We start from the raw sequence: 19974 nt of genomic DNA, 5'->3' as shown, positions 1-19974 counted from the left end.
CACTGCTGTATCGACTTCAGGGATGGCGCGCCGGCGGAGACCCTGACATACGATTTCAGCGGGCACTGGCAGGCGAACCATGGCGCGGCAAGTCCGGCGATGAGGACCAACGTTGTACGAGGCCGATTTCCGTCCTGGTCTTTTCAGGATTGGACGCCGGGTGGGGCCCTCTCTGCATTCGCCGTTCAGAACGGTGCGACGACTGACTGCGGTGTGCCTGTAAATGAGGGCCTGTTGACCGTTGGTGAGGGGTCAGACGGATTCCACTTGGAGGCCTGCTGAACGCAGCGACTTCAGCATCTGGGGATTGATGCCGGTGTCAGTGATAAGGAGGTCGATGTCGGCCAGATCTGCGTGTTTGCAGTTGCTGACCTTGCCGAACTTGCTGTGGTCGGCAAGTAGTATGCGGCGGCGGGCGCTGGCATGCATTAGCCGTTTGATGGCCGCTTCGGCCGCGTCCTGAGTTGTGAGGCCCCGCTCGAGGGAGACGGCTGTTGTTCCGAGGAACGCTACATCCACGTTGATTTCAGCAAGTGCCCGGGCTGCCCAGTCATCGACTTCGGCGGAGGTGACCGGCCGGACGCGTCCGCCAAGGGTGTAAACCGTCAGCAACGGCGCATCCATGAGGGCGACGGCGATCGACAGGGTGTTGGTGTAGACCCTCAGCGCACGGTCCCGCGGCAGGATTTCGACCAACTTCGCAGTCGTGGACCCCCCGTCAATAAGGACTGATCCGTTGGTGGGCAGGTGCTGGAGGGCCGCCCGGGCGATGAGCTCCTTTTCCTCAGAGAGGGCTGTTCTCGCTGCCAGGGGAGGTTCATAGGTGAGGCGTCCCACGGGGATGGCGCCACCGTGGACGCGGCGCAGCAATCCGAGTTGCTCGAGGGCTACAAAGTCCTTGCGGACGGTTTCGTTCGTGACCCCGAGTTCCAGAGCCATGTCGGCGGCATCGGCGCGGCCGTTCGTTCGGAGTGTGGCAAGGATGAATTCTCTTCTCTGGTCCGCGTAGGGCACGCGCGTGTCCGGACGCCCGTTGGCCTGTTCTGCGGCTGGGGTCATGGCTACCTCCTGTAAAGCGGCTTAGCTGTGCTGTTGACTCCTTCTAACGGTGTCATGAAATTCCTGCTGACGAGAACCTGGATTACTGGCGTGCGGTGACGTCGGCCACCGAGCCGGAATGCCTCCGTCAGATTCCGGTATGGGACTCGGCGGAGGCATTCACGGTGGTCGGGAAGGTCGGCGGTTATCCCAAGTCGCCGGAACCGGCGCGGGCCAGCGGGATCAGTTCGTCCCACAGCTCGGCGGGAATGTCCCACTCGGCGAGTTCGGCTGTCTGGGCAACGCGGCGGGGTTCGGACATGCCTACAATCGTGGACGCGACACGTGGATCCCGGGTGGAGAACTGAAGCGCCGCGGCGGCCAGGGGCACATCGTGCGCCTTGCACAGCTGTTCCATTTTCCGGACCCGTTCCACGATCGCCGGGCTCGCGGGGCGGTAGCAGTAGTTCGGGACCGCATCCGGGCCTTTGACGAGCATGCCGCCGCCGAATGGGGCGGCATTGACGAATGCCACACGGCGAGCCGCCGCGTCCTGGATCAGCGGCTCCGCCGTCTGGTCCACGAGGGTGTAGCGGTTGTGGCTGATGACGACGTCGAAGGCATCGGTTGCCAGGTACTTCAGTTCGAGATCGATGGGGCCGCCTGCGACACCCAGGTGCTCGATAACGCCCTGGTTCTTCAAATGAATGAGGGCCTCAAGGGGACCTCCGGGCGCCGTTCCTTCTTCGAAGGTGATCTTTTCGGGATCGTGAAAATAGACGAGTTGCAATTTGTCCAGTCCCAGCCGTTCGAGGCTCTCCTCTACGGACTTCCGCACCCGGTCGCCAGAGAAGTCCGTGGTGCCGACAATGGGGTCGACTTTCGTGGCGAGGACGATGTCTGCCGGCAGGCCGCCCACTTCTTTGATGGCTTCGCCGATCCGCCGTTCGCTGTCGCCGCCGTGCCCGTACTCGTTGGAGGTGTCGATGAAGTTGAAAGGCCCCTCCAGCACCCCCCGGATGGTGGCTACCGCCGTCTCGTGACTGACTTCATAGCCGTATTGTGTGGGGTGGCTGCCCAGGGCACTTGTTCCCACGCAGACTGGGGAGACGGATAGCCCGGTGCGTCCCAGGGTTCGCTTCTGCATATTGTCGTTCCTTCGAATCGGTTGTTATTTGGTTGGTTCCAGGCCGGTGACGGCACGCGCTGGGGTGGGCTGGTGGCCCGACAAGGTGTGGAGGCTCGGGACGGCCTGCCATGGTTGTGGCGCCGAGTTGATGCTCCCCCCTGACCCAGCGGCTTCATGAATGAGGAGGGAGAGATAGTGGTCCTGGCAGGCGTCGGCGAGGGAGTAGCCCTGGGTGCGGTTTTCCGGCAGCGTGTTGTTGAGGCAGGTGGCCATGGCGATCTCCTCGTCTGAGAGCCGGGCGCCGCGGAAAGGGTTCACGTAGAGGATTTCCCCTGCGGCGCTGAGTGTGTCCAGGTCGGCGCCTTCGAGGTTGCCGTCGATGCCGAGTTGGCGTCGTTCGATCGGTGCGCTGACGGGGTCGCCGTCGTCGTTTAACCAGGTGAGCCGGTTGCCGGTGAGTTCGGCGTGGCTGCCGCGGAGCTGGAAATGCCGTCCGCGCAGGGGATTGAACCACTGCGTCTCAGTGAAGTCGTAGACCCCTGTTTTGGAGCCCGAACTAAGGAGCGCGAGAGTGGTCCGGACGTCGTCCAGTTTCTTGTAATCGGGTTTGCCCTGCCGGTCTGGTCCGTTAAGGAGCGGGGACTGCCGGGACATCGCCAGGATGTGTACGCGGTCGTGTCCTATGGCGAGCACCGACCGCAGGATGGCCATGGCGTGGTAGTCGTGGGTCCAGGACGCGGTGGCGGAGCTGACTTCCCCGAACTTGCCGGCGTCGAGGAGGCGGCGGACAGCACGGAAGAAGGGAAGATATGGGTGCTGCTCGGCCACGTGGACCAGGCCCGTGGACCCCACGTCGTGCCATAGCGCGAGCAGTGCGGGAAGGTCAGCGGCGGGCGGCGTTTCCGAAAGGACCGGAATGTTGAGGCTAACGAGTGCGCGGACGACCCCCGGGTTGGCGTGCCGGGGGACGCACGTGACGGCGAGGTCAGGGTCCAGACTGCGGGCTGCTTCTTGGAGGGTCCGGTATGTGGGTATGCCCCACTGCTGCTCCATGTCCTCCCCGCCTTCTGATGTTCGCGTGACCGCACCGACGCAGGTGAAGAGGTGTGGAAGGCTTCGGGCTATGCGTAGGTAGAAGTCGGCGCGCCAGCCCCGGCCGACAATGATGAACCGATGCGGTTCCCGGCCGGTGACGGCACTCATGCGCCGGGCACCAGTACGGCACGGCCGTGCAGCTGGCCGTTCTTGAGCCGCTGCAGCACCTGGTTGGCCTCGCTGAGCGGGAAGTCTTCATGGACAGCGTGGAGCTTGCCGTCCACTGCGAGGCTCAGTACGTCCGCCATGTCTTGGCGGGTACCCAGCACCGTTCCGACCACAGTCTTTTCGTCGCCGATATCCATGACGCCCACGGACTGTGCCACGCCGAGCACCACGCGGCCGCCCGGCTTGATGACGCGCAGCGCTTCGGCAACGGCCCGGTCCGACGGGGCGAAGACGATGGCCGTGTCCTGGGACCCGTCCCGAAGAACCAAGCCTCCCTCGCTTCCGGCAGGCACATATGCGCCGTGTGCACCCAGCTGCTCGGCAAGGGTCCGGGCCTTCACGCTCCGGGAGACGGCGTTGACGTGGGCGCCGGTGAGCCCGGCCATCTGCAGCGCCAGGTGGCCGACGCCGCCGACGCCGAACACGGCCACGTTCTGGCCCGGCCGCAGCAGCGCCTTCTTCACCGCGCCGTAGGCGGTGATCCCCGGGCAGAACAGTGGCGCAGCCTCGGTATCGGACAGGGAATCGGGGATCTTGCAGGCGAAGGCGGCGTTCGCCAGCATGACTTCCGCGTAACCGCCGTCGCGTGTCTCTCCGGTGATCTGCCGGCGCCGGCAGCGCTGCTCATGACCGCCGATGCAGTGCCCGCACATGCCGCACGCGGACCAGATGGGCTGGACGCCGATCCGGTCGCCCACCGCGAGGTTGTCCACGCCGGGACCAACGGCCTTCACCCGGCCCACAACCTCATGGCCCGGGATGATGGGCAGCGCGGCGGGGGTGCCGGGCAGCCAGTCACCCTCGATCATGTGCAGGTTGGACCGGCAGACCCCGCAGGCGAGCACGCTGATCGCGACTTCACCGGGGCCGGGTACGGGTTCGGGGACCTCGCTGTAGTCCAGCGGATGGTTCTCAACGGGTCCGGGGGCACGGAGGACGGCGGCGTACATGCGTCTACCTTTCGGGTTTTGCAGGGGTTGGTGATGGGCTGCGGGCGTCCGGCCTGGGGCCGGACGCCCGCAGTGGTTTTCCCTCTTGCGGGGGAGTTAGTTGCTCGACGGCGCCGTGAGGAGTCCGCGTTCCATGAGCTTTTCGATGTTCATGCCACGGCGCTTCGCCTCACGGGCAAGCCAGCCTTCGGCCGGCAGCTCGTTGAGGTACTGGTTCCTTTCGTAGATGGGCTGTTCGTAGATACCCGCATACATCTCGGTGCGCAGGTCCTTGAACCAGTTGGTGACGCCGTTGGCAGCCCGCGAGCGGCGGAGCGCCTCCAGGTCGACGACGGTGCTGACGAAGGAGTCGCCGGCACTGACGCCTTCGTTCTTCACCAGAACCCGGCCCTTGTGGTCCACGATCATCGACTGGCCACCGAAGAGGTCGAACAGGCTGCCGTCGTCGTTGCGCTGCGGGCCCAGGTTCGGAGCGACCACCATGACCTGGTTGAACATGGCGTGGGCGCGGTTCTGCAGCTCCCACATCCCCATGCCCACCTGCGGCTCGATCAGTGTGCCGCGGATGATGAGTTCGGCACCGTTCATCGCCAGGCCGCGGGAGGTCTCCGGGTAGGCGCCCTCGTGGCAGATGATGTAGCCAATGTTGCCGATCTCGGTCTTGGCGACCGGGAAGAAGGCATCCAGGAGGTTGCCGTTGCCGCGCTTCTGAATGAATTCGTCCCAGATATCGTGCGGGTTGGTGGTGCCCAGGGCGCCGCCCTCGTACGCGTCCGAGGTGGACTTGTAACGCTTGTAGACAACGTCACCGTTGGGGTCGATGATGAAGGCCACGTTGAAGAGGTGGCCCGGGAAGTCGTCGTCGCGGACAAGGTAGAGCTCAGCGGCGATGTAGGTGTTGAGCTCGCGGGCCTTCTGGCCGAGGATCTCGGTCTCCGGTCCGGGGATGGTCATGGCGAAGGCTTCGTGGGCTTCGCGGTTGCCGGCTTTGAAGTCCGGCAGCATGCCCTGAATTGCCATTTCCGGCAGGACAACAAGCTTGACGGGTGCGCCGTCGGTGGCCGCCACCATGACGGCCGGGTCCATGAAGTCGCAGATCCGCTTGGTGTTCTCGATGGCGTCTTCGCGCTTCTTGATGGTGTGGACGGTGTTGGACAATGCCACGATGGCATACGGGTCAACCATTTGTTATTTCTCTTTCTTTATCGCGTCGTCGCCTGGGGTTTCAGGCAGACGAGGTGTTCTTTCGGGGGTTTAGGGTTCCGGTACGGGCCCGGTCAGACCTTGTCGAGGATGCGGTCGGCGCTGAGATACGCCAGCGCCTGCAGGGTCTGGGTCGGGTTGTAGCCGGACAGCGTGGGGAACTGGCCGCCACCGACGACGAACAGGCCCTTGCATTCATGGGACTCGCCGTAGATGTCGACGACGGAATCGGCTGGGCTCTCGCCCATCCGGTGCGTTCCCACCTCGTGCGTGGACAGGTGGTATGCCGGGGGCGTCGGTTCGGACCAGAACTGGGTGGCGCCCATTTCCTCGGCGATGGCGCGCTTGACCTTCTCGAAGTACTTAAGGGCGGCCAGGTCATGCTCGGACCAGTCGTGCGTGATGCGCAGCGCCGGCTGGCCGAACTTGTCCTTCACCACCGGATCGAGGTCGCAGTAGTACTTCCTGGACGGGAAGCTGGGCACCTGGTTGTGGATGCCCATCAGGCGACGGTAGTTCTCGGAGAACCAGTCCTTGAAGCCCTGACCCCAGCGGCGCATGCCGGGCGGGAGGTTGTGGGCGGCTTCAATGGGCTGGAGGTCGCCGGGAATGCTGGTCAGGACGGATCCCCACAGCACCCCTTCGTCGTTGTCCGGCACGCCGTCGCAGTTCAGATCGTCCACGACGCTGGCGGCGACGAGGGGTGCCATGAAGGGATTGCTGAACTCTGGCAGGACCACGCTGCACCAGCCGAAGCTGTGTGTCATGAAGTTCTGGCCCACCTGGCCGTTGGCGTTGATGCCGGAGGCGAGCAGCAGACGGCTGTTCTCCAAGGCGTAGCAGGCCACCACCACGAGGTTGGACTGCACCTCGTGGACGTTGCCGTCGGCGTCGAAGTAGGAGACTCCGGTGATCCGGCGGCCGGAAGGGTCGCGGTCTAGCCGGAAGGCCCGTGAATTGGAACGGATTTCCAGGTTGCCCGTCTGCAGGGCCGCCTCGACGGAGGTGATGCGGCTGGACTGCTTGGCGTTGACGTGGCACAGGAAGCCGTGGCAGAAACCGCAGTATTCGCAGCCCTTTAGCGACTTGTAGTCTGTGGAAGCCACCGCAGCCGGCTGCTGGAAGGGGCGGTACCCGAGGCGCTGGCAGGCCGCTTTAAACCTGTCGTCGGCCGGCGCCGTCCGCAGCGGGGGCATCGGGAAGCCGCGCTCCCGGGGGGATTCGTAGGGGTTGCCCTCCGGGTCCGGCGCGCCATTGACGTTTCCGGCCCGGCCCGAGACGCCCAGTTCCCATTCGACGCGGTCGTAGTAGGGTTCCAGGTCGCCGTAGCCGATGGGCCAGTCCACCATGGTGGAATCCTCGTCCAGGGCGTCGGCACCGTAGCGCTCCTCGATGAGGGATTTCATGCGGAAGTCGGCGTCGCGGTGGCGCCAGGAGGCACCGCCCCAGTGCAGGGTTCCGCCGCCGGGACCGATGGAGGGCGGCAAGTGCAGGGGTTCGCTGTTCCCGCGTACCCCGGCTGCCCAGGGGAGCAGCCGTGCGGTGGACTTTTCGTCCGGCCGCCAAGTGACGGGGTCGGTTGCCAGCTGGGGGACGAGGGAGCCGCGGGAGTAGTACTTGACTTCGTCCTGCTTGAAGGTGAATTCCTCGGTGGTGTGCACGGGTCCCTTGTCGAGGGCCAGCACCCGGATTCCGGCCTTGGTCAGCTGCTCGGCGATGATGCCGCCGGATGCTCCCAGCCCGACGACGATGGCCTCTGCAGTCTCAGGCATCTGCTCGCCTCAACTCTCTGCGTAGATCTTCAAGGGTCTTGATGGGGATGGTTTTGGAATCGAAGCCGGGCCGCATTTGTTCTGCGTTGTAGCCCCATTGGGCCCCTGGGAAGCCGACCAGCTGCCAGCCCAGGGCCTCGTGATTGCCGCCGTATTGGGGGTCGCAGAACATGCCTTGGATCGTGTGTTCCCAGACGAGGGCGAAGAACGTGGCCAGGAGGCCCTCGTCTTCAGCGCCCTCCGGGGCTCCAGTGGATTCAGCGGCTCCGCTGGCTTCGATTTGTACCAGCACCTCGTCTTTGCGTTCGTCGGACAGCTCCGCGAACCGTTGGCCGTACAGCTCGGAACTGAGGCCGTTCAGGGCCTCCACTCCGTCTCGGTAGCAGCGGCGCAGGGCCTCGTCCTCGTCCGCCGTCGTCCTGTCGATGTAGGTGATGACCTTGGTTTCCCGGGCGCCGGGTTTTCCGTCGCCGCTGGGAAAGATGCGCGCGCAGATGGCGTCCACGGTTTCGGCTTCCGCCTCCGTGAAGAACCGCCACCGGGTCAGCGTGGCCTCGTTAGTGGCGGACATCCGCTTCCTCCTTGTCCCTTGCCGGTGCAGCGCCGACCGGCGTCGCTTGAGTGGCGGGCTTGCCCGTGTAGCGCTGCTGGAAGATGAGTTTTCGAAGGGCGCCGGGCAGCTTGTTGCCCACGCCGCTGGTGAACAGGACGGCCAGCAGGATCACGGCCCCTTTGACCACCAGTTGGGGTTGGGCCTGAATGCCGAGAAGGTCCATGATGTTCAGGATCACCGCGATGATCAGGCCTCCCAGGACGGCGCTGACAGGGTCGCCGGTGCCGCCGAAAAGGGACGCCCCGCCCACCACGACGGCGGCAATTGCGTTGAGCTCGTAGCCCTCGCCAATGATCGCGCTGCCCTCGGTGAGCTGTGCGGCGATCATCACCCCGCCCAGGCCGGCCAGGAGGGAGGAGAGGAAGTAGGCGCCGATGATGTCCCGCTTGATGGGGAGTCCGGACAGCCTGGCGGCTTCCGGGTTGCCTCCCAGGGCGAAGAGCCGGCGGCCGAAGCGGGTCTGGGACATGACGACGGCGAAGACGATGGTCACCAGCAGGGCGATCATGACCGGCGCGGGCATGGGACCCACGCTGGCGGTAAAGGCCGCAAGGAAGCCTTGGTCCTCGATCGCGACCTGCCGCCCCGTCTGCAGCATGTAAGCCACACCGCGGGCGATGCTCATCATCGCCAGCGTCACGATGAACGGGGTGATGCCGCCGTAGACGATCATCAGGCCGTTGAAGACCCCGATCAGGCCGGCCGTCAGCAGTGCCAGAAGGAGGGCGACAGGCCAGGGCGTGCCCTGCTGAAGGGCCAGCCCCGCTATCACCGACGACACTGCTGCGACGGCCCCTACTGAGAGGTCGATGCCGCCGGTGACGATCACGAGGTACTGTCCGACGGCGAGGACGGACACCACAGAAGCGGTGATCAGGACCGATATGAGGTTCCGTGAGGTCATGAAGTGCTGGGAGAGGGCGCTGCCGACGAGAAGGACGATGGCGCCGACGGCCAGCAGGTATCCCTTGGAGCCGAGCGAAGCGACGAACGTGCGGAGCGAAGTGAGGGCGGACGGCAGGCTTTGGGCAAGCCTTCGTGCCGGCGGTATCGGGGTGGTGTTGTTTGCCACGGGTTTGAACTCCATTGTTTTGGTTTTCGGGACGGTCAGTTGAAGCGGTCGAGGATCGCGGCCTCCCCGCGCTGCTCAATCTCGCTGCGGCTCACGGTGCCGGCGGTCCGGCCCCGGCTAAGGATGAGCACCCGGTCGCACATCAGGGCCTCATCGATTTCGGACGTGATCAGGATGATGCTGCCACCCTGGTCCGCGAACGTTCGGATGAGTTCGTAGATCTCGAGTTTTGCCCCGACGTCCACGCCCCGAGTGGGTTCGACGATGATCAGCGTGCTGACGCCGCTGACCAGCCACTTCGCAAGGGCAACCTTTTGCTGGTTGCCGCCGCTGAGGTTTCCCACCGCTTCGCCGACGTGTGCGGTCTTGATGGCAAGGGCGTCACGCATGCGCACTGCTGCCTTCTGTTCCTTGGCCTTGCTCAGGAAGTATCCGGGCGAGAACCGTGGCAGAGAGGCCATGGTGATGTTCCGTGTGATGGACATAGTCAGGATCAGCCCCTGCGTCTTGCGTTCCTCAGGGAGGAAGCCGATACCCAGGGCGATCGAGTGGGCGGGATCTTGCCGGCGCCGCTCCCGGCCGTTGACCAGAAACTCCTTGTGCTGGGACTTTTCAGCTCCGAACAGGGCCGCGGCAAGCTGGCTTTGGCCATTGCCGGAAAGGCCGGCAATGCCGAGCACCTCGCCTTTGTGAAGGTCCAGGTCCACCCCGTGCAGGTCGTGGCCGTCGCGGAGGCCACGGACTGACAGCGCCACCTCGCCCTCGGTCCGGCCGGTGCCGAGCCTGGGCATGTCTCCGGGACCCACCTGAAGCTTTGCTGACCGCTCCGGGCTCACCCCGCCGAGCATGGACTGCAGGATGGCATCGTGCTGCTTTTCGTCGCCGTCGTGAAGCGCCACGCGCTGGCCGTCCCGGAAGACGGAGATTCTGTCACAGATCGCGTACATCTCGTCGAAGTGGTGCGAGATGTAGATGATGGCCAGGCCCAGCTTCTTTAGCTCGTTCAGCAGGTCGAACAATTGGTTCACGTCGTGACGCGGAAGGGTGGCCGTGGGTTCGTCCAGGATCAGGACCCGGGCGTCCCGGGTCAGGGCCTTGGCGATTTCCACGGCCTGCCGGTGGGCGATCGGCAGTGACGCCACAGTGGCGCGGACGTCGATGTCGAACCCGAGGCGTAGCAGCTGTTCTCGGGCCTGGGTGCGGACCCTGGACCAGTGGATGGTGCCGACGGCGGTGCGCGGCAGTTCTCCGACGTAGATGTTCTCCGCCACGGAGAGGTGCGGGACCAGGCTGAGTTCCTGGTGGACGGTCATGATCCGCGCCCGCTGGGCCGCCTGCGGGTTATCCAGCGTGACGGCCTCACCGTCGATCAGGACTTTGCCGGAATCAGGCCTTTCCACGCCGGAGAGGATTCTCACCAGAGTGGATTTTCCGGCGCCGTTCTGTCCGGCGATGCCGTGGATTTCTCCGGGCATCACCTCCAGATTGATGCCGGCGAGGGCCTGGGTTCCCGGGTATGCCTTGGACACTCCCGATACCGCGATCAGGGGGCGCAGGTCGAGCCCAACGGGTGCAGTCATGATGGTCCCGCCTACTCGGCGCCGGCGAAGGCGAGGTCGTCGCTGATGTACTGGCCGGCGTTCTCGGGGGTCACGGCCAGGGCGGGCAGTATCCGGGTTGCCGGGGTGCCCTCACACTTGCCGCTGGGGGTACCGGTCACGGCGGCGATGGCTTCGTCCACGGCGTAGGCGGCCTGGAGCGCCGGCTGGTTCAGGCCGTCTGCAACCACGGGGGAGGACGGGTCCTTGGCCATCGACTTAATAACCTCCATGCCGCCGTCAAACCCGGCCAGGATGACCTCGGTCTTACCGTTCTGGTCCATGCGGCCAGCGCCCTTGAGTGCCTCAATCACCGCCGGCATCACGACGTCGGTCTGGTTGAAGACGACGTCAAGGTCCGGGTTTCCGGCCAGCACGTTGCGCATCGCGGTCAGGGTCTTGTCCGGCAGGGCTTCGCCGTAGTTGTTGGGGATCCGCTTGGTCTTCACCGTCGGGTGCTGCTCCATGTACTTGTTCCAGCCGGCCATGAAGCCGTTTTCACGGCTTTCGGTGACGAGCTCCTGGGGGAACAGGGCCTGGATGTAGAGGTTGATGGTGGAGTTTTCACCCTTCCTGGCGACGGCGGCCGCCGCGGCTTTCGCTCCCACCAGCTCGGCGGTCGCTTCGCCGTCGTCGTGCACGTTACAGGCGACCCTCTTGGCGAGCTCCTCCGAAACACGGTCGTTGACGACGATGACCGGAATGCCGGCGGCCTTGGCAGCCTCTATGCCGCCGGCGACGTTGCGGTCGCCCACCGGCTCGATGATGATCGCCTTGGCGCCCTTGTTGATGAAGGTCCTCATCTGCTGGATCTGGGTTTGGGCGCTGCCCTGGGCGTCGACGGCTTCCATCGTCCAGCCCTTGGCGGTTCCGGACTTGACGGCGCCGTCGGACATGGTGCTCAGCCAGGCGTTTCCGGCGATGAACCGCATGGAAATGCCGATCAGCCCTTTGTCCTCTGAAGACGTGGTGGCCGGGGCGGAACCGCCGCAGGCCGTGAGGCCGAGAAGAGTGGCAGCAGAGAGAGACGAGATAAGTGCGAGCCGCGCTGTTCGCTTGGTAACCATGGTTCTCCTTTGAAATTGGGTTGCGTGTAGCCAGGCAAGGGCCTTGGGGCCCGAGGTTGTGGTGCTGGCGGGCGGAGGGGGTGGGCTTAGATTGGGCTCCCCGCCGGTTGGCCCGCTGCGGTGCAGGGCTCCGTGAGGGCTCGGCTCCGGTCGAGATCGTCGCGGATGTCCACTTTTATCCGTGGCCCACGACCGCGGTAAAGAGTGCCCTCGTGTTGGACGGCCGCAGCCGCCCAGGTCAAGCCCTCCCGGAGGGCGCGGGGTCCGTTTGCGCCGCCGGCGAGGAAGCCGGCAAGCAGTGCATCCCCGGCGCCGACGGCGCTGACGACGCGGTCCACCCGTGCCTGGCCGAAATAGCAGCCGGAATCGTCGAGGAGGATTGCTCCGTCGGATCCGAGGCTTGCCAGGACGGTCCGGGCTCCCCGGCGTCGAAGTTCCTGGGCGGCGTCAACGACGTCCCCCAGGGTCTCCAACGACCGTCCGGTGAGCTCCGCGAGCTCGCCGGCATTGGGCTTGACCAGGTCGGGCCCGTACGGAAGGACGTTCCGTAGGGGTTCCCCTGAAGTGTCGACGGCAACGCGGGCGGTCCGTCCGTGTGCCCCCTCCACCAAGTCGATGTACAGCCGTTCCACCGCTCCGTCCGGCAGCGTCCCACAAAGGACAAGCCAGTCATCGGCACTGACGTGCTCCAAGGCAGCCCGGATCAGCGATGCGGCCTCCGCACCGTCCAAACTGGGACCCACCTCGTTGATCTTGGTGACAGTCGCATTGGGTTCCACCAGGCTGACATTGCTGCGAATCTCCTGTGCGATCGGCACCGCGACATGCGGGACTCCCAGGTCCGACAGCATTCCGGTGATTTGCACCCCGGTAAAGCCGCCGGCGGGCAGGACTGTGACGACGTCGATGGCGTTGGCATGCAGCGCGACGGCGACGTTAACCCCCTTGCCGCTGGGCTCGCTGTAACTCCGGTGGCTGCGGACAATGTCCCCGTGCGGCAGCCGGTCAATGGACATTGTGCGGTCCATGCTGGGATTCGGTGAAACGGTCACAATCATGCCAGTTCCACCTCCACCCCTGCCGCCTGGACGGCTTTGAGCTCGCGGCCGTCAAGGGCGGAGTCGGTGATGAGGAGGTCGATGTCGGCAAGGTCGGCGTGCTTGCAGTTGCTCACGCACCCGAATTTGCTGTGATCCGCCAACAGGACGCGCCGCCGGGCGCTTTCCAGCATCAACTTCTTCACTGCGGCTTCCGCCGGGTCAGGAGTGGTAAGCCCCCTGTCTACCGAAATCGCGTTCGCGCCGAGGAAGGCAACATCAACGTTGATCTCGGATAGTGACCGGGATGCCCAGTCGTCCACTTCGGCCTCCGTCAGCGGACGGACCCGTCCGCCGAGCGTGTGAACCGTCAGCAACGGCCTGTCCAAGAGGCCAATGGCGATACTGAGCGTGTTCGTGTACACGGTTAACTCCTTGTCATGCGGGAACATCGCGGCCAGCCTGCCTGTGGTGGATCCCGCATCGAGCAGCACCGAACCGCCGGTGGGCAGGTGCCGCAGCGCGGCCTTGGCGATACGGGTCTTTTCGTCAATGAAGCCTGTCCGCATCGAGACGGCTGGCTCGTAGGTCAGGCGCCCCACCGGTACTGCTCCGCCGTGAACCCGGCGCAGGAGACCCAGCTGGTCCAGGGCCAGGAGGTCCTTGCGCACGGTTTCACCGGTGACGCCCAGTTCCTCTGCGATCGAGGCCGCGTCGGCGCGGCCTTCGGCGCGGAGGCGCTCAAGGATGAGTCCGCGCCGCTGCTCCGGGAACGGGACCCGGGAATCGGAGCGCGGCTCATTGCGGTCGGGGATGGGGTGCATTACAGGGCCCCTTCCGGTTGGAGGGTGGTATTTGAGGATGGGCGAGGGCCTGCGCCGGAGGGAAAATCTGCAGCAGATCCGTAGATGCCCGCAGCGAGGCCTCCGAAAAAGGCGGCGCCGCGTGCGCCGGATTCCTTGGCCGGGGGCACCGTGAGGGCGCCGAACACTCTTTCCTTGCTCTGCAGGAGTCCGCTGCTGCGGGACCAGCCGCCGGTCACCACCATCCGGGACGGGGAGCCTGCCGCCCGGGTCATCAGGGAGTGAACTTCCACGGCCTGCCGGGTCACGGCATCCAGCGCTGCCCGCCAGATGTCTGCCTGGCTCGTTGCCCCGGTGGCGCCGTGGAGCGCGAGTCCCTGCCCGGCGTCGATCGTGGCATGAAGCGGGCCGACGCTGTGGGAGGGGTCGGCGTCAAGGTGTGCGATGTCGGCGCTGTCGAGCCCGAGCATTTTCAACGCGTTCTGGAGGACCAGCCCGGCCTGCGTGCCGCCGAGCAGTGTCCATTTGTCCTCAAAGACGGACCAGCCTGCAGTAATTCCGGCGGCTGTCAGCTCGAGCAGGGCCGGTTCCGAAAGGGCTGGTTCAATGACGCGCACCAGGGCCTCGGCAGTTCCACAGGAGTCGAGGACATCGCCGGGCAGGTAAGCCCCCGCTCCGGCGACCGCCGCCTGGTGGTCATGTCCCGCCACCGCGATGGCCGCCCCGGTGAGGCGGCTTATCCCTGCTTCCGCGCTCACAAGACCCAGGTTGGTCCCGGCGACCACCAGTTCCGGCATGAGTGTCTGGCTGGCCCCCGACCATTCCAGGGTTTCGGTCCACCAGTTGCGGGAAGCGAGGTCCAGCCAGCCGGTGCGCGAGGCCAGGGAGAGCTCCGAGACAGGGGCTCCACCCAGCGAAAAGGCCATCCACTCCGCGATGTTAAGGCGCGCGGTCGCCCGTCGGGTCTCCGGCAGATGGGTCAGGAGCCAGCGGTGTTTGGTCAGGGACCACTGTTCCCGCATTGGCAGGCCCGTGCGGACGGAGAACGCGTCCTCGGAAATGGCAGCGCGCAGGCTCTCCAGTTCGGCAAGATCCCGCCGGTCATGCCAGGCGATCACCGGGCCCACAGCTTTGCCGTCCGGGCCGGTCAGCACGCCCGATTCACCCATGCTGGTGATGCCGATGGAAGCCACCGCACCGTCCGGTGCCGTGGCCAGCGCACAGGTGAGGGCCGAGGCCGCGGCGTTGAGAAGTTCGGCAGCCTCCAGCTGAACCCCCAGTGGCGAAACAGACCACGGTGTAGCGGCCCGGCCTTCGGCGAGGGCAGCGCCGTGCTCGTCAAAGACCACGGCCTTGACCGCCGTCGTGCCGATGTCGAGTCCTACGAGAAGCACCGGTTTCACCCCTGCCTGTTGGTTGATTGGAAGATATTGGATATTGTTGTGTTTTATTGGGGATGTTGTCAAGCTCACATCTAAAAGCTGCTGATTACAAGGTTGGCGGCTCCAACCAAACGCAACGGAGAGTTCAAATGACATTGGCACACACCGGGGAGCTCATGCGCGAGGCGGTCGCAAGCGGCGTCGGGCTGGCCGCCTTCAACGTCATCAGCCTCGAGCACGGGGAAGCCATCGTTGAGGCCGCCGAGCAAACCGAACTGCCTGCCGTGCTGCAGATCAGCGAAAACTGCATCAAGTTCCACCGCGGCCGGCTCAAGCCGCTCGTGAGCGGGCTGGCGGCGCTCGCGGAGTCCTCCCATGCCTGCGTGTCGCTGCACCTGGACCACATTGAGGACGAGCGAATTCTCCGCGAGGCGGCCGGAACTGCCATCACGTCCGTGATGTTTGACGGCTCCCGCCTAGGGTTCCAGGACAACGTCATTGCGACTCGCGACGCAGCCCGGTGGGCCCATCTGCGCGGATGGCACGTCGAGGCTGAGCTCGGAGAAATCGGCGGAAAGAACGGTGCCCACGCCCCCGGGGTGCGCACCGACCCCGTCGAAGCCGCCCGCTTTGCCGCTGATACCGGGGTAGATTCGTTGGCAGTCGCCGTCGGCAGCTCCCATGCCATGACGGCACAAACAGCCCGGCTGGATCACGACCTCATCGCCCGGATCAAAAATGAAGTGGGAGTGCCCCTGGTGCTCCACGGGTCCTCAGGTGTGCCCGACGACGAAGTGGTCCTTGCGGTTGCGTCAGGAATGGTGAAGATCAATCTGGGGACCATTCTGAACGTCGCATTCACGGGTGCGGTCCGCTCCGCGCTGGCCACCCCGGATATCGTTGATCCCCGCGCCTACCTCGCCCCAGCACGGATGGAAACCGCGGCAGTCGCTGGCAGGTTGTTGCAGGTCGTGGCCACGCGGCCGGTGGCTGCACGGTGAACGCCGGTGACTACAGAATTTCCGCGGCGGGCTACAGCGCGGCGATTACGCAGGCAGGGGCCGCCGTCCGCATGCTCACTCATGAGGGCCGTGACCTGATCGTCCCGTTCGCTCTCGGTGAGCCGATGCCCGACTACCGAGGCGCCATCATCGCACCCTGGCCCAATCGCATTCCGGACGGACGCTATATTTTCGGGGGAGTTGAGCTTACGGTTCCAACCAACGAGCCTTCCAGGGCGGCGGCGCTACACGGCCTGGTTTCCCACGTTCCCTGGACCGTTCTCTACCATGAACGATCACGCCTGGGACTGCGGCACGTACTGCGCCCGAGCAAGGGCTACCCCTTCGAGTTGCTGCTCGATGTCAGCTACGTGGTGGACGAGTCAGGTTTTCACACCACAGTCACTGCCACGAACACCGCGGAACACGCTGCCCCCTACGGGACCTGCCCCCACCCGTACCTCATGGCCGGGCCGTCCTCCCTGGATACCTGGTCACTGGAACTGGACGCAGGCACCTTCCTCGACGTCACACCTGACAGACTCATTCCTCTCCAACGTACCTCCGTGGACAGCACACCGTTCGATTACCGCCGCCCCCAACGGCTGGGTAAGACGGCAATAGATCACGCCTTCACCGATCTCCGTACCATCCCTGGCGAGGTCGAAGTACGTCTACAGCTACGGGATCCCTGCGGTACCGGGGTCGCCATGACTTGGGGACAGGCTTGCCCATGGGTCCAGCTTCACACCGCGGACCATGAGATACCCGAACGGCACCGCATCGGGCTGGCAGTGGAACCCATGACTTGCCCTCCCAACGCGTTCAACACAGGTGAAGACCTCGTGACGTTGCTCCAAGGAACGACCCATCACGCCGGCTGGGCCATTCATGCGCTTTGACGCAGCCACCAGCCCTTTTCCAGCCAGGACTGGACTTAGATCGACACCAAAGTGAAAGCTATCGAATCGACTCAGGCGGTAATGTCATGAACGAAACCATCAGCCATCAATTATCGGGCAAGACTGCTTTCATCACGGGAGCCAGCGGCGGCATTGGTGCGGCCGTCGCCGGTGCCCTGTCCAGGTCGGGAGCCGCTGTCTCCATGGTGTCGCGGTCGGGACTGGGTCCCAGTCTTCCCAACAGCTTGACGGCGTTGGCCGATGTCCGGGACCGCGAGGCGATGCAGTGCGCCGCCGAGAGGACGGCGGAGCACTTTGGCGGCATCGACATCGTCGTCGCTAACGCCGGGGTGGGCTCCTGGGCACCCTTCATCGAGACCCCCGACAGCGACGTTCAGGAAATGACGGACGTCAACGTGACGGGCCTCTTCAACACGGTTAGTGCCACTCTTCCGTACCTGCAAAAAAGAGGCGCAGGGGACATTGTCACTGTTGCATCCGAAGCAGGCCGCCGCGGGCTGCCCGACGAAGCCGTATATGTTGCCACGAAGTTCGCTCAAGTCGGATTCACACGCTCATTGGACCACGAACTCAGGGCCAGCGGCATCCGGTGCACTAATGTCTGCCCGGGAGGGGTCGCGAGTAACTTTGGGATGGGGCGGGGCCTGCGCCTCCCCGGCATGCCGGAACTGGAAAACATGATGACCCCTGACGACGTGGCCGAGGTAGTCCTGTTCGCACTCTCCCGCCCGCGGCACCTGAGGATCCTCGAGGTCGCCTTCCGGCACATGTCCGAACAATCCTGGGGATAGCAGGGCCGTGAGCCCGGGCCTAGCGGAAGGAATTGCCGTTTATATGTTTGTGCCAGTCGCGGGCCGAGGGCTTCCAAGCGGCTGACGGCTTCCGTGTGCCTCCACCATGTCGGGCACCAGATGGTGGAGGTATCGCCTCAGCACTATTTCCGTAGCCATGAATCGGCTCCATAATGGCCCCGTAAGCTTCGGGGACCCTCGCGCCGATGGCGGCTGGCAGGGCTGGGCAGAGTCCCAAGGTGGCCGCCACGGTATTGGCGGAACGGGCGGCCACGCGGCCACCGGACAAGGACGTTCCGGAACCGCTTCCGGGGGAGAGCATCGCCATCAACGAGAGAACAATGCGCAAAGGAAATCATCATGCTCACGGATTCAGACATCATTGCTGTGCTTCCGGCGAAGGACATCAAGAGGGCGAGGGATTTCTACCGGGACAAGCTGGGGCTGGAGCCTTCCGAGTCCTTGGAGGACGACAATCTGGTGTACCGCGGCGGTCACGGAACGGCCTTCCTCGTTTATCAGACAGAGAATGCCGGGACGGCGAAGAACACCCAGATGGGCTGGACCACGGACAACCTCGAACGCGAAATGGAGGAGCTGCGGGGCCGCGGCGTCGTCTTTGAAGAGTACGACCAGCCCGGGTTGAAGACGGAGAACGGCGTCTTCAAGGATGACTGGGGGAAGTCCGCCTGGTTCCTGGACAGCGAAGGGAACATTCTCAACATCACCCAGCGCGCGTAACAGCTGACGCTGAAGGAGAACGACGCCGGCGCTCGCCGCCGCGGTCCCGTCGCCGGCCGGGACGGGCGCCAGCGTCGTTTAGTTACGCCGCCAGTCGGCTTTGGACCTCTGCTGCGTCCTGTGGAGCCCGCGTGGCGGCCAGCTGCTTCGCAAGATACTTGGCGTCCCGGCACACGCCGGGGAGGGTTTCCGATGCTGCCGCGAAGATGACGTCCTTCCCCAGCAGGTACAGGCCCGGCAGTGCATCCACGATCCCGCGGTGCTGCTGCTCCCTCCAGTCCGCGGGCAGCGCCGGGATGTCCATCCACGGGTAGGCCTCGGTGTAGCCGGTGCACCAGATGACGTTTGCCACCGGAAGGCTCCGGCCGTCGTCGAGCACTGCTGCGCCGTCCTGCACTCCGGCAACCCGCGGCACCAGGTGGACCCCGGCGGCGGCGAGGTCAGCGACCTTGGTGCGGATTAACGGGGTTGCCACGGCAGCCAGCTTGGGCAGCACCTTGCGCCCGATCGGCGTGTTGGTGGTCAGCACGTGCATCCCGGCGAGGCGGACCAGGGGGATGAAGAACCGGGCCGCGGTCCGCCCGTGCCGGAACGGGATTTCGCCGCTCGGCTTGCCGGCCAGCCAGGTTTCATGCGTGCGGCTGGTCTCCAGGGCGATCTCCGCCCCGGAGTTGCCCAGCCCCACCACCAGGACCGGACCGGGCTTGAGCTGGGCCGTGTTCTTGTAGTTGGAGGAGTGGAACTGCACGATGTCGGCTGGCAGTTCCGCCGCAAAGCGCGGCGTCTTGGGGAGATGGTAGGCGCCGGTGGCGAGGACGACGTTCGCCGCCGTCCAGCGCCGCGCCCCGGCTGTGACATGGAACCGCTGCCCGTCGTGGCTCAGCCGGGTGACTGCCGTGTTGGGCCGGACCGGCAGGTGGAACCGGGAGGCATAGTCCTCAAGGTAGTCCGCCTGCTCGTCCTTGGTGGGGAAGGCGAGAGGGTCGCCGGGGAAGCGCCGGCCGGGCAGGCCGTCGTACTTGGCGGGGGTGAACAGGCGAAGCGAGTCCCAGCGGTTCCGCCACGCGTCGCCAACCCGTGTGCCGGCGTCGAGAATGACAAAGTTCCGGTGCTGTTGCGCCAGATAGTAGCCCAGGGCCAGGCCGGACTGTCCGCCGCCGATGATGACGGTGTCGACGGCGGTAGTGCCGACGGCGCCGAAGGTGTCAGTTGCTGGGGTGGTGTTCATGGTGGTGCCTCCTTGGTGATGCAGGTGCGGTTTGGTGGTTTTGAACGGACCGGAAGCGCAGGTACCAGATGAGCAGCAGTGCGGAGGCGACGACGTAGAAGAAGTGCAGCGCCCAGATCGGCCCCGGCGGGAGGCTGACGACGTAAACGGAGTGCACGGCGTTGGCGGCGTTGCTCAGCACGAGGTAGCCGAGGCTGTAGGAGTCAAGATCCCTCGTGTGCAGGGCCTTGAGCAGCATGGGCAGGTAGCTCACCGCAAAGAGGGCGGTGGAAACCATTCCTGCGAGCACCGAAATGTTCATGCCACTAACGCTATTTTTCGGCGCGTCACGGCGAATCGGGCGAATCACCCATTTCCGGGGCG

At 65.1% G+C, this 19974-nt stretch carries 19 protein-coding genes and 1 pseudogene; 4 read left to right on the top strand and 16 right to left on the bottom strand.

Features of this window, described 5'->3' with window-relative positions:
- Positions 1-252: 252 nt before the first annotated feature.
- The 13 genes from AC5RUM_RS16970 to AC5RUM_RS16910 all read right to left on the bottom strand — a co-directional run bounded on the left by AC5RUM_RS16970 (position 253) and on the right by AC5RUM_RS16910 (position 14939).
- A complete protein-coding gene (locus AC5RUM_RS16970; protein WP_494036035.1) occupies positions 253-1059 on the bottom strand; it encodes a DeoR/GlpR family DNA-binding transcription regulator in 807 nt (268 codons plus the stop codon).
- Positions 1060-1243: 184 nt separating this feature from the next.
- A complete protein-coding gene (locus AC5RUM_RS16965) occupies positions 1244-2185 on the bottom strand; it encodes an aldo/keto reductase (protein WP_494036034.1) in 942 nt (313 codons plus the stop codon).
- Positions 2186-2209: 24 nt separating this feature from the next.
- On the bottom strand, positions 2210-3370 hold the full coding sequence (locus AC5RUM_RS16960) for a Gfo/Idh/MocA family oxidoreductase (RefSeq protein ID WP_494036033.1): 1161 nt from the start codon (positions 3368-3370) through the stop codon (positions 2210-2212).
- Positions 3367-4380 (bottom strand): alcohol dehydrogenase catalytic domain-containing protein, encoded by a 1014-nt coding sequence (locus AC5RUM_RS16955; protein ID WP_494036032.1) that lies wholly within the window; start codon positions 4378-4380, stop codon positions 3367-3369. Before AC5RUM_RS16955 ends, AC5RUM_RS16960 begins: the two co-directional genes overlap by 4 nt.
- 96 nt (positions 4381-4476) lie before the next feature.
- Positions 4477-5565, bottom strand: coding sequence for a nitrilase-related carbon-nitrogen hydrolase (locus AC5RUM_RS16950; protein WP_494036031.1), 1089 nt, complete (start codon positions 5563-5565; stop codon positions 4477-4479).
- 92 nt (positions 5566-5657) lie between these two features.
- A complete protein-coding gene (locus tag AC5RUM_RS16945) occupies positions 5658-7355 on the bottom strand; it encodes a GMC family oxidoreductase (protein ID WP_494036030.1) in 1698 nt (565 codons plus the stop codon).
- Positions 7348-7926: a gluconate 2-dehydrogenase subunit 3 family protein gene (locus AC5RUM_RS16940; protein WP_494036029.1), complete on the bottom strand. Its 579-nt coding sequence runs from the start codon at positions 7924-7926 to the stop codon at positions 7348-7350. Before AC5RUM_RS16940 ends, AC5RUM_RS16945 begins: the two co-directional genes overlap by 8 nt.
- The gene (locus tag AC5RUM_RS16935; protein ID WP_494036028.1) at positions 7913-9055 is read right to left on the bottom strand and encodes an ABC transporter permease; all 1143 of its coding nucleotides are present in this window, start codon (positions 9053-9055) and stop codon (positions 7913-7915) included. Before AC5RUM_RS16935 ends, AC5RUM_RS16940 begins: the two co-directional genes overlap by 14 nt.
- Before the next feature lie 20 nt (positions 9056-9075).
- Positions 9076-10620 (bottom strand): sugar ABC transporter ATP-binding protein, encoded by a 1545-nt coding sequence (locus tag AC5RUM_RS16930; protein WP_494036027.1) that lies wholly within the window; start codon positions 10618-10620, stop codon positions 9076-9078.
- 11 nt (positions 10621-10631) lie between these two features.
- Complete coding sequence (locus tag AC5RUM_RS16925; protein ID WP_494036026.1) at positions 10632-11705, bottom strand: sugar ABC transporter substrate-binding protein; 1074 nt, start codon at positions 11703-11705, stop codon at positions 10632-10634.
- Positions 11706-11791: 86 nt separating this feature from the next.
- The gene (locus AC5RUM_RS16920; RefSeq protein WP_494036025.1) at positions 11792-12763 is read right to left on the bottom strand and encodes a 1-phosphofructokinase family hexose kinase; all 972 of its coding nucleotides are present in this window, start codon (positions 12761-12763) and stop codon (positions 11792-11794) included.
- On the bottom strand, positions 12760-13566 hold the full coding sequence (locus AC5RUM_RS16915) for a DeoR/GlpR family DNA-binding transcription regulator (protein WP_494036024.1): 807 nt from the start codon (positions 13564-13566) through the stop codon (positions 12760-12762). The genes AC5RUM_RS16920 and AC5RUM_RS16915 overlap by 4 nt, the downstream gene beginning before the upstream one ends.
- Positions 13566-14939 (bottom strand): FGGY-family carbohydrate kinase, encoded by a 1374-nt coding sequence (locus AC5RUM_RS16910; protein ID WP_494036023.1) that lies wholly within the window; start codon positions 14937-14939, stop codon positions 13566-13568. The genes AC5RUM_RS16915 and AC5RUM_RS16910 overlap by 1 nt, the downstream gene beginning before the upstream one ends.
- Before the next feature lie 137 nt (positions 14940-15076).
- On the opposite strand from AC5RUM_RS16910, the gene AC5RUM_RS16905 reads away from it, so the two are divergent.
- The 3 genes from AC5RUM_RS16905 to AC5RUM_RS16895 all read left to right on the top strand — a co-directional run bounded on the left by AC5RUM_RS16905 (position 15077) and on the right by AC5RUM_RS16895 (position 17642).
- Entirely contained in the window at positions 15077-15928 is an 852-nt protein-coding gene (locus AC5RUM_RS16905) for a class II fructose-bisphosphate aldolase (RefSeq protein WP_494036022.1), read from the top strand.
- Entirely contained in the window at positions 15925-16830 is a 906-nt protein-coding gene (locus AC5RUM_RS16900) for an aldose 1-epimerase family protein (RefSeq protein WP_494036021.1), read from the top strand. Before AC5RUM_RS16905 ends, AC5RUM_RS16900 begins: the two co-directional genes overlap by 4 nt.
- Before the next feature lie 86 nt (positions 16831-16916).
- Entirely contained in the window at positions 16917-17642 is a 726-nt protein-coding gene (locus tag AC5RUM_RS16895; RefSeq protein ID WP_494036020.1) for an SDR family oxidoreductase, read from the top strand.
- Positions 17643-17710: 68 nt separating this feature from the next.
- On the opposite strand, the pseudogene AC5RUM_RS16890 reads toward AC5RUM_RS16895, so the two are convergent.
- Positions 17711-17767 (bottom strand): annotated as a pseudogene (locus tag AC5RUM_RS16890) (DUF4913 domain-containing protein); the annotation flags it as partial.
- 235 nt (positions 17768-18002) lie between these two features.
- Between AC5RUM_RS16890 and AC5RUM_RS16885 the strand changes: the two are divergent.
- Entirely contained in the window at positions 18003-18383 is a 381-nt protein-coding gene (locus AC5RUM_RS16885; protein WP_494036019.1) for a VOC family protein, read from the top strand.
- Between the two features lie 82 nt (positions 18384-18465).
- Here AC5RUM_RS16885 and AC5RUM_RS16880 read toward each other — a convergent pair whose 3' ends face one another.
- Both AC5RUM_RS16880 and AC5RUM_RS16875 read right to left on the bottom strand, forming a co-directional pair.
- Positions 18466-19611, bottom strand: a complete 1146-nt coding sequence (locus AC5RUM_RS16880) for a flavin-containing monooxygenase (protein ID WP_494036018.1) — start codon at positions 19609-19611, stop codon at positions 18466-18468.
- On the bottom strand, positions 19589-19912 hold the full coding sequence (locus AC5RUM_RS16875) for a hypothetical protein (protein WP_494036017.1): 324 nt from the start codon (positions 19910-19912) through the stop codon (positions 19589-19591). The genes AC5RUM_RS16880 and AC5RUM_RS16875 overlap by 23 nt, the downstream gene beginning before the upstream one ends.
- Positions 19913-19974: the final 62 nt, after the last annotated feature.

The organism is Arthrobacter sp. B2060 (assembly GCF_059090445.1).
The sequence above is the reverse complement of the archived record's forward strand: the minus strand, read 5'-3'. Positions and strand labels throughout refer to the sequence as shown.

Bases quoted from the DNA above. Each gene is read 5' to 3' on its own strand.
- AC5RUM_RS16950 (WP_494036031.1), bottom strand. From the start codon at position 5,565: ATGGTTGACCCGTATGCCATCGTGGCATTGTCCAACACCGTCCACACC.
- AC5RUM_RS16905 (WP_494036022.1), top strand. From the start codon at position 15,077: ATGACATTGGCACACACCGGGGAGCTCATGCGCGAGGCGGTCGCAAGC.
- AC5RUM_RS16875 (WP_494036017.1), bottom strand. From the start codon at position 19,912: ATGAACATTTCGGTGCTCGCAGGAATGGTTTCCACCGCCCTCTTTGCG.
- AC5RUM_RS16965 (WP_494036034.1), bottom strand. From the start codon at position 2,185: ATGCAGAAGCGAACCCTGGGACGCACCGGGCTATCCGTCTCCCCAGTC.
- AC5RUM_RS16945 (WP_494036030.1), bottom strand. From the start codon at position 7,355: ATGCCTGAGACTGCAGAGGCCATCGTCGTCGGGCTGGGAGCATCCGGC.
- AC5RUM_RS16935 (WP_494036028.1), bottom strand. From the start codon at position 9,055: ATGGAGTTCAAACCCGTGGCAAACAACACCACCCCGATACCGCCGGCA.
- AC5RUM_RS16915 (WP_494036024.1), bottom strand. From the start codon at position 13,566: ATGCACCCCATCCCCGACCGCAATGAGCCGCGCTCCGATTCCCGGGTC.
- AC5RUM_RS16960 (WP_494036033.1), bottom strand. From the start codon at position 3,370: ATGAGTGCCGTCACCGGCCGGGAACCGCATCGGTTCATCATTGTCGGC.
- AC5RUM_RS16970 (WP_494036035.1), bottom strand. From the start codon at position 1,059: ATGACCCCAGCCGCAGAACAGGCCAACGGGCGTCCGGACACGCGCGTG.
- AC5RUM_RS16920 (WP_494036025.1), bottom strand. From the start codon at position 12,763: ATGATTGTGACCGTTTCACCGAATCCCAGCATGGACCGCACAATGTCC.
- AC5RUM_RS16895 (WP_494036020.1), top strand. From the start codon at position 16,917: ATGAACGAAACCATCAGCCATCAATTATCGGGCAAGACTGCTTTCATC.
- AC5RUM_RS16885 (WP_494036019.1), top strand. From the start codon at position 18,003: ATGCTCACGGATTCAGACATCATTGCTGTGCTTCCGGCGAAGGACATC.
- AC5RUM_RS16930 (WP_494036027.1), bottom strand. From the start codon at position 10,620: ATGACTGCACCCGTTGGGCTCGACCTGCGCCCCCTGATCGCGGTATCG.
- AC5RUM_RS16940 (WP_494036029.1), bottom strand. From the start codon at position 7,926: ATGTCCGCCACTAACGAGGCCACGCTGACCCGGTGGCGGTTCTTCACG.
- AC5RUM_RS16955 (WP_494036032.1), bottom strand. From the start codon at position 4,380: ATGTACGCCGCCGTCCTCCGTGCCCCCGGACCCGTTGAGAACCATCCG.
- AC5RUM_RS16880 (WP_494036018.1), bottom strand. From the start codon at position 19,611: ATGAACACCACCCCAGCAACTGACACCTTCGGCGCCGTCGGCACTACC.
- AC5RUM_RS16925 (WP_494036026.1), bottom strand. From the start codon at position 11,705: ATGGTTACCAAGCGAACAGCGCGGCTCGCACTTATCTCGTCTCTCTCT.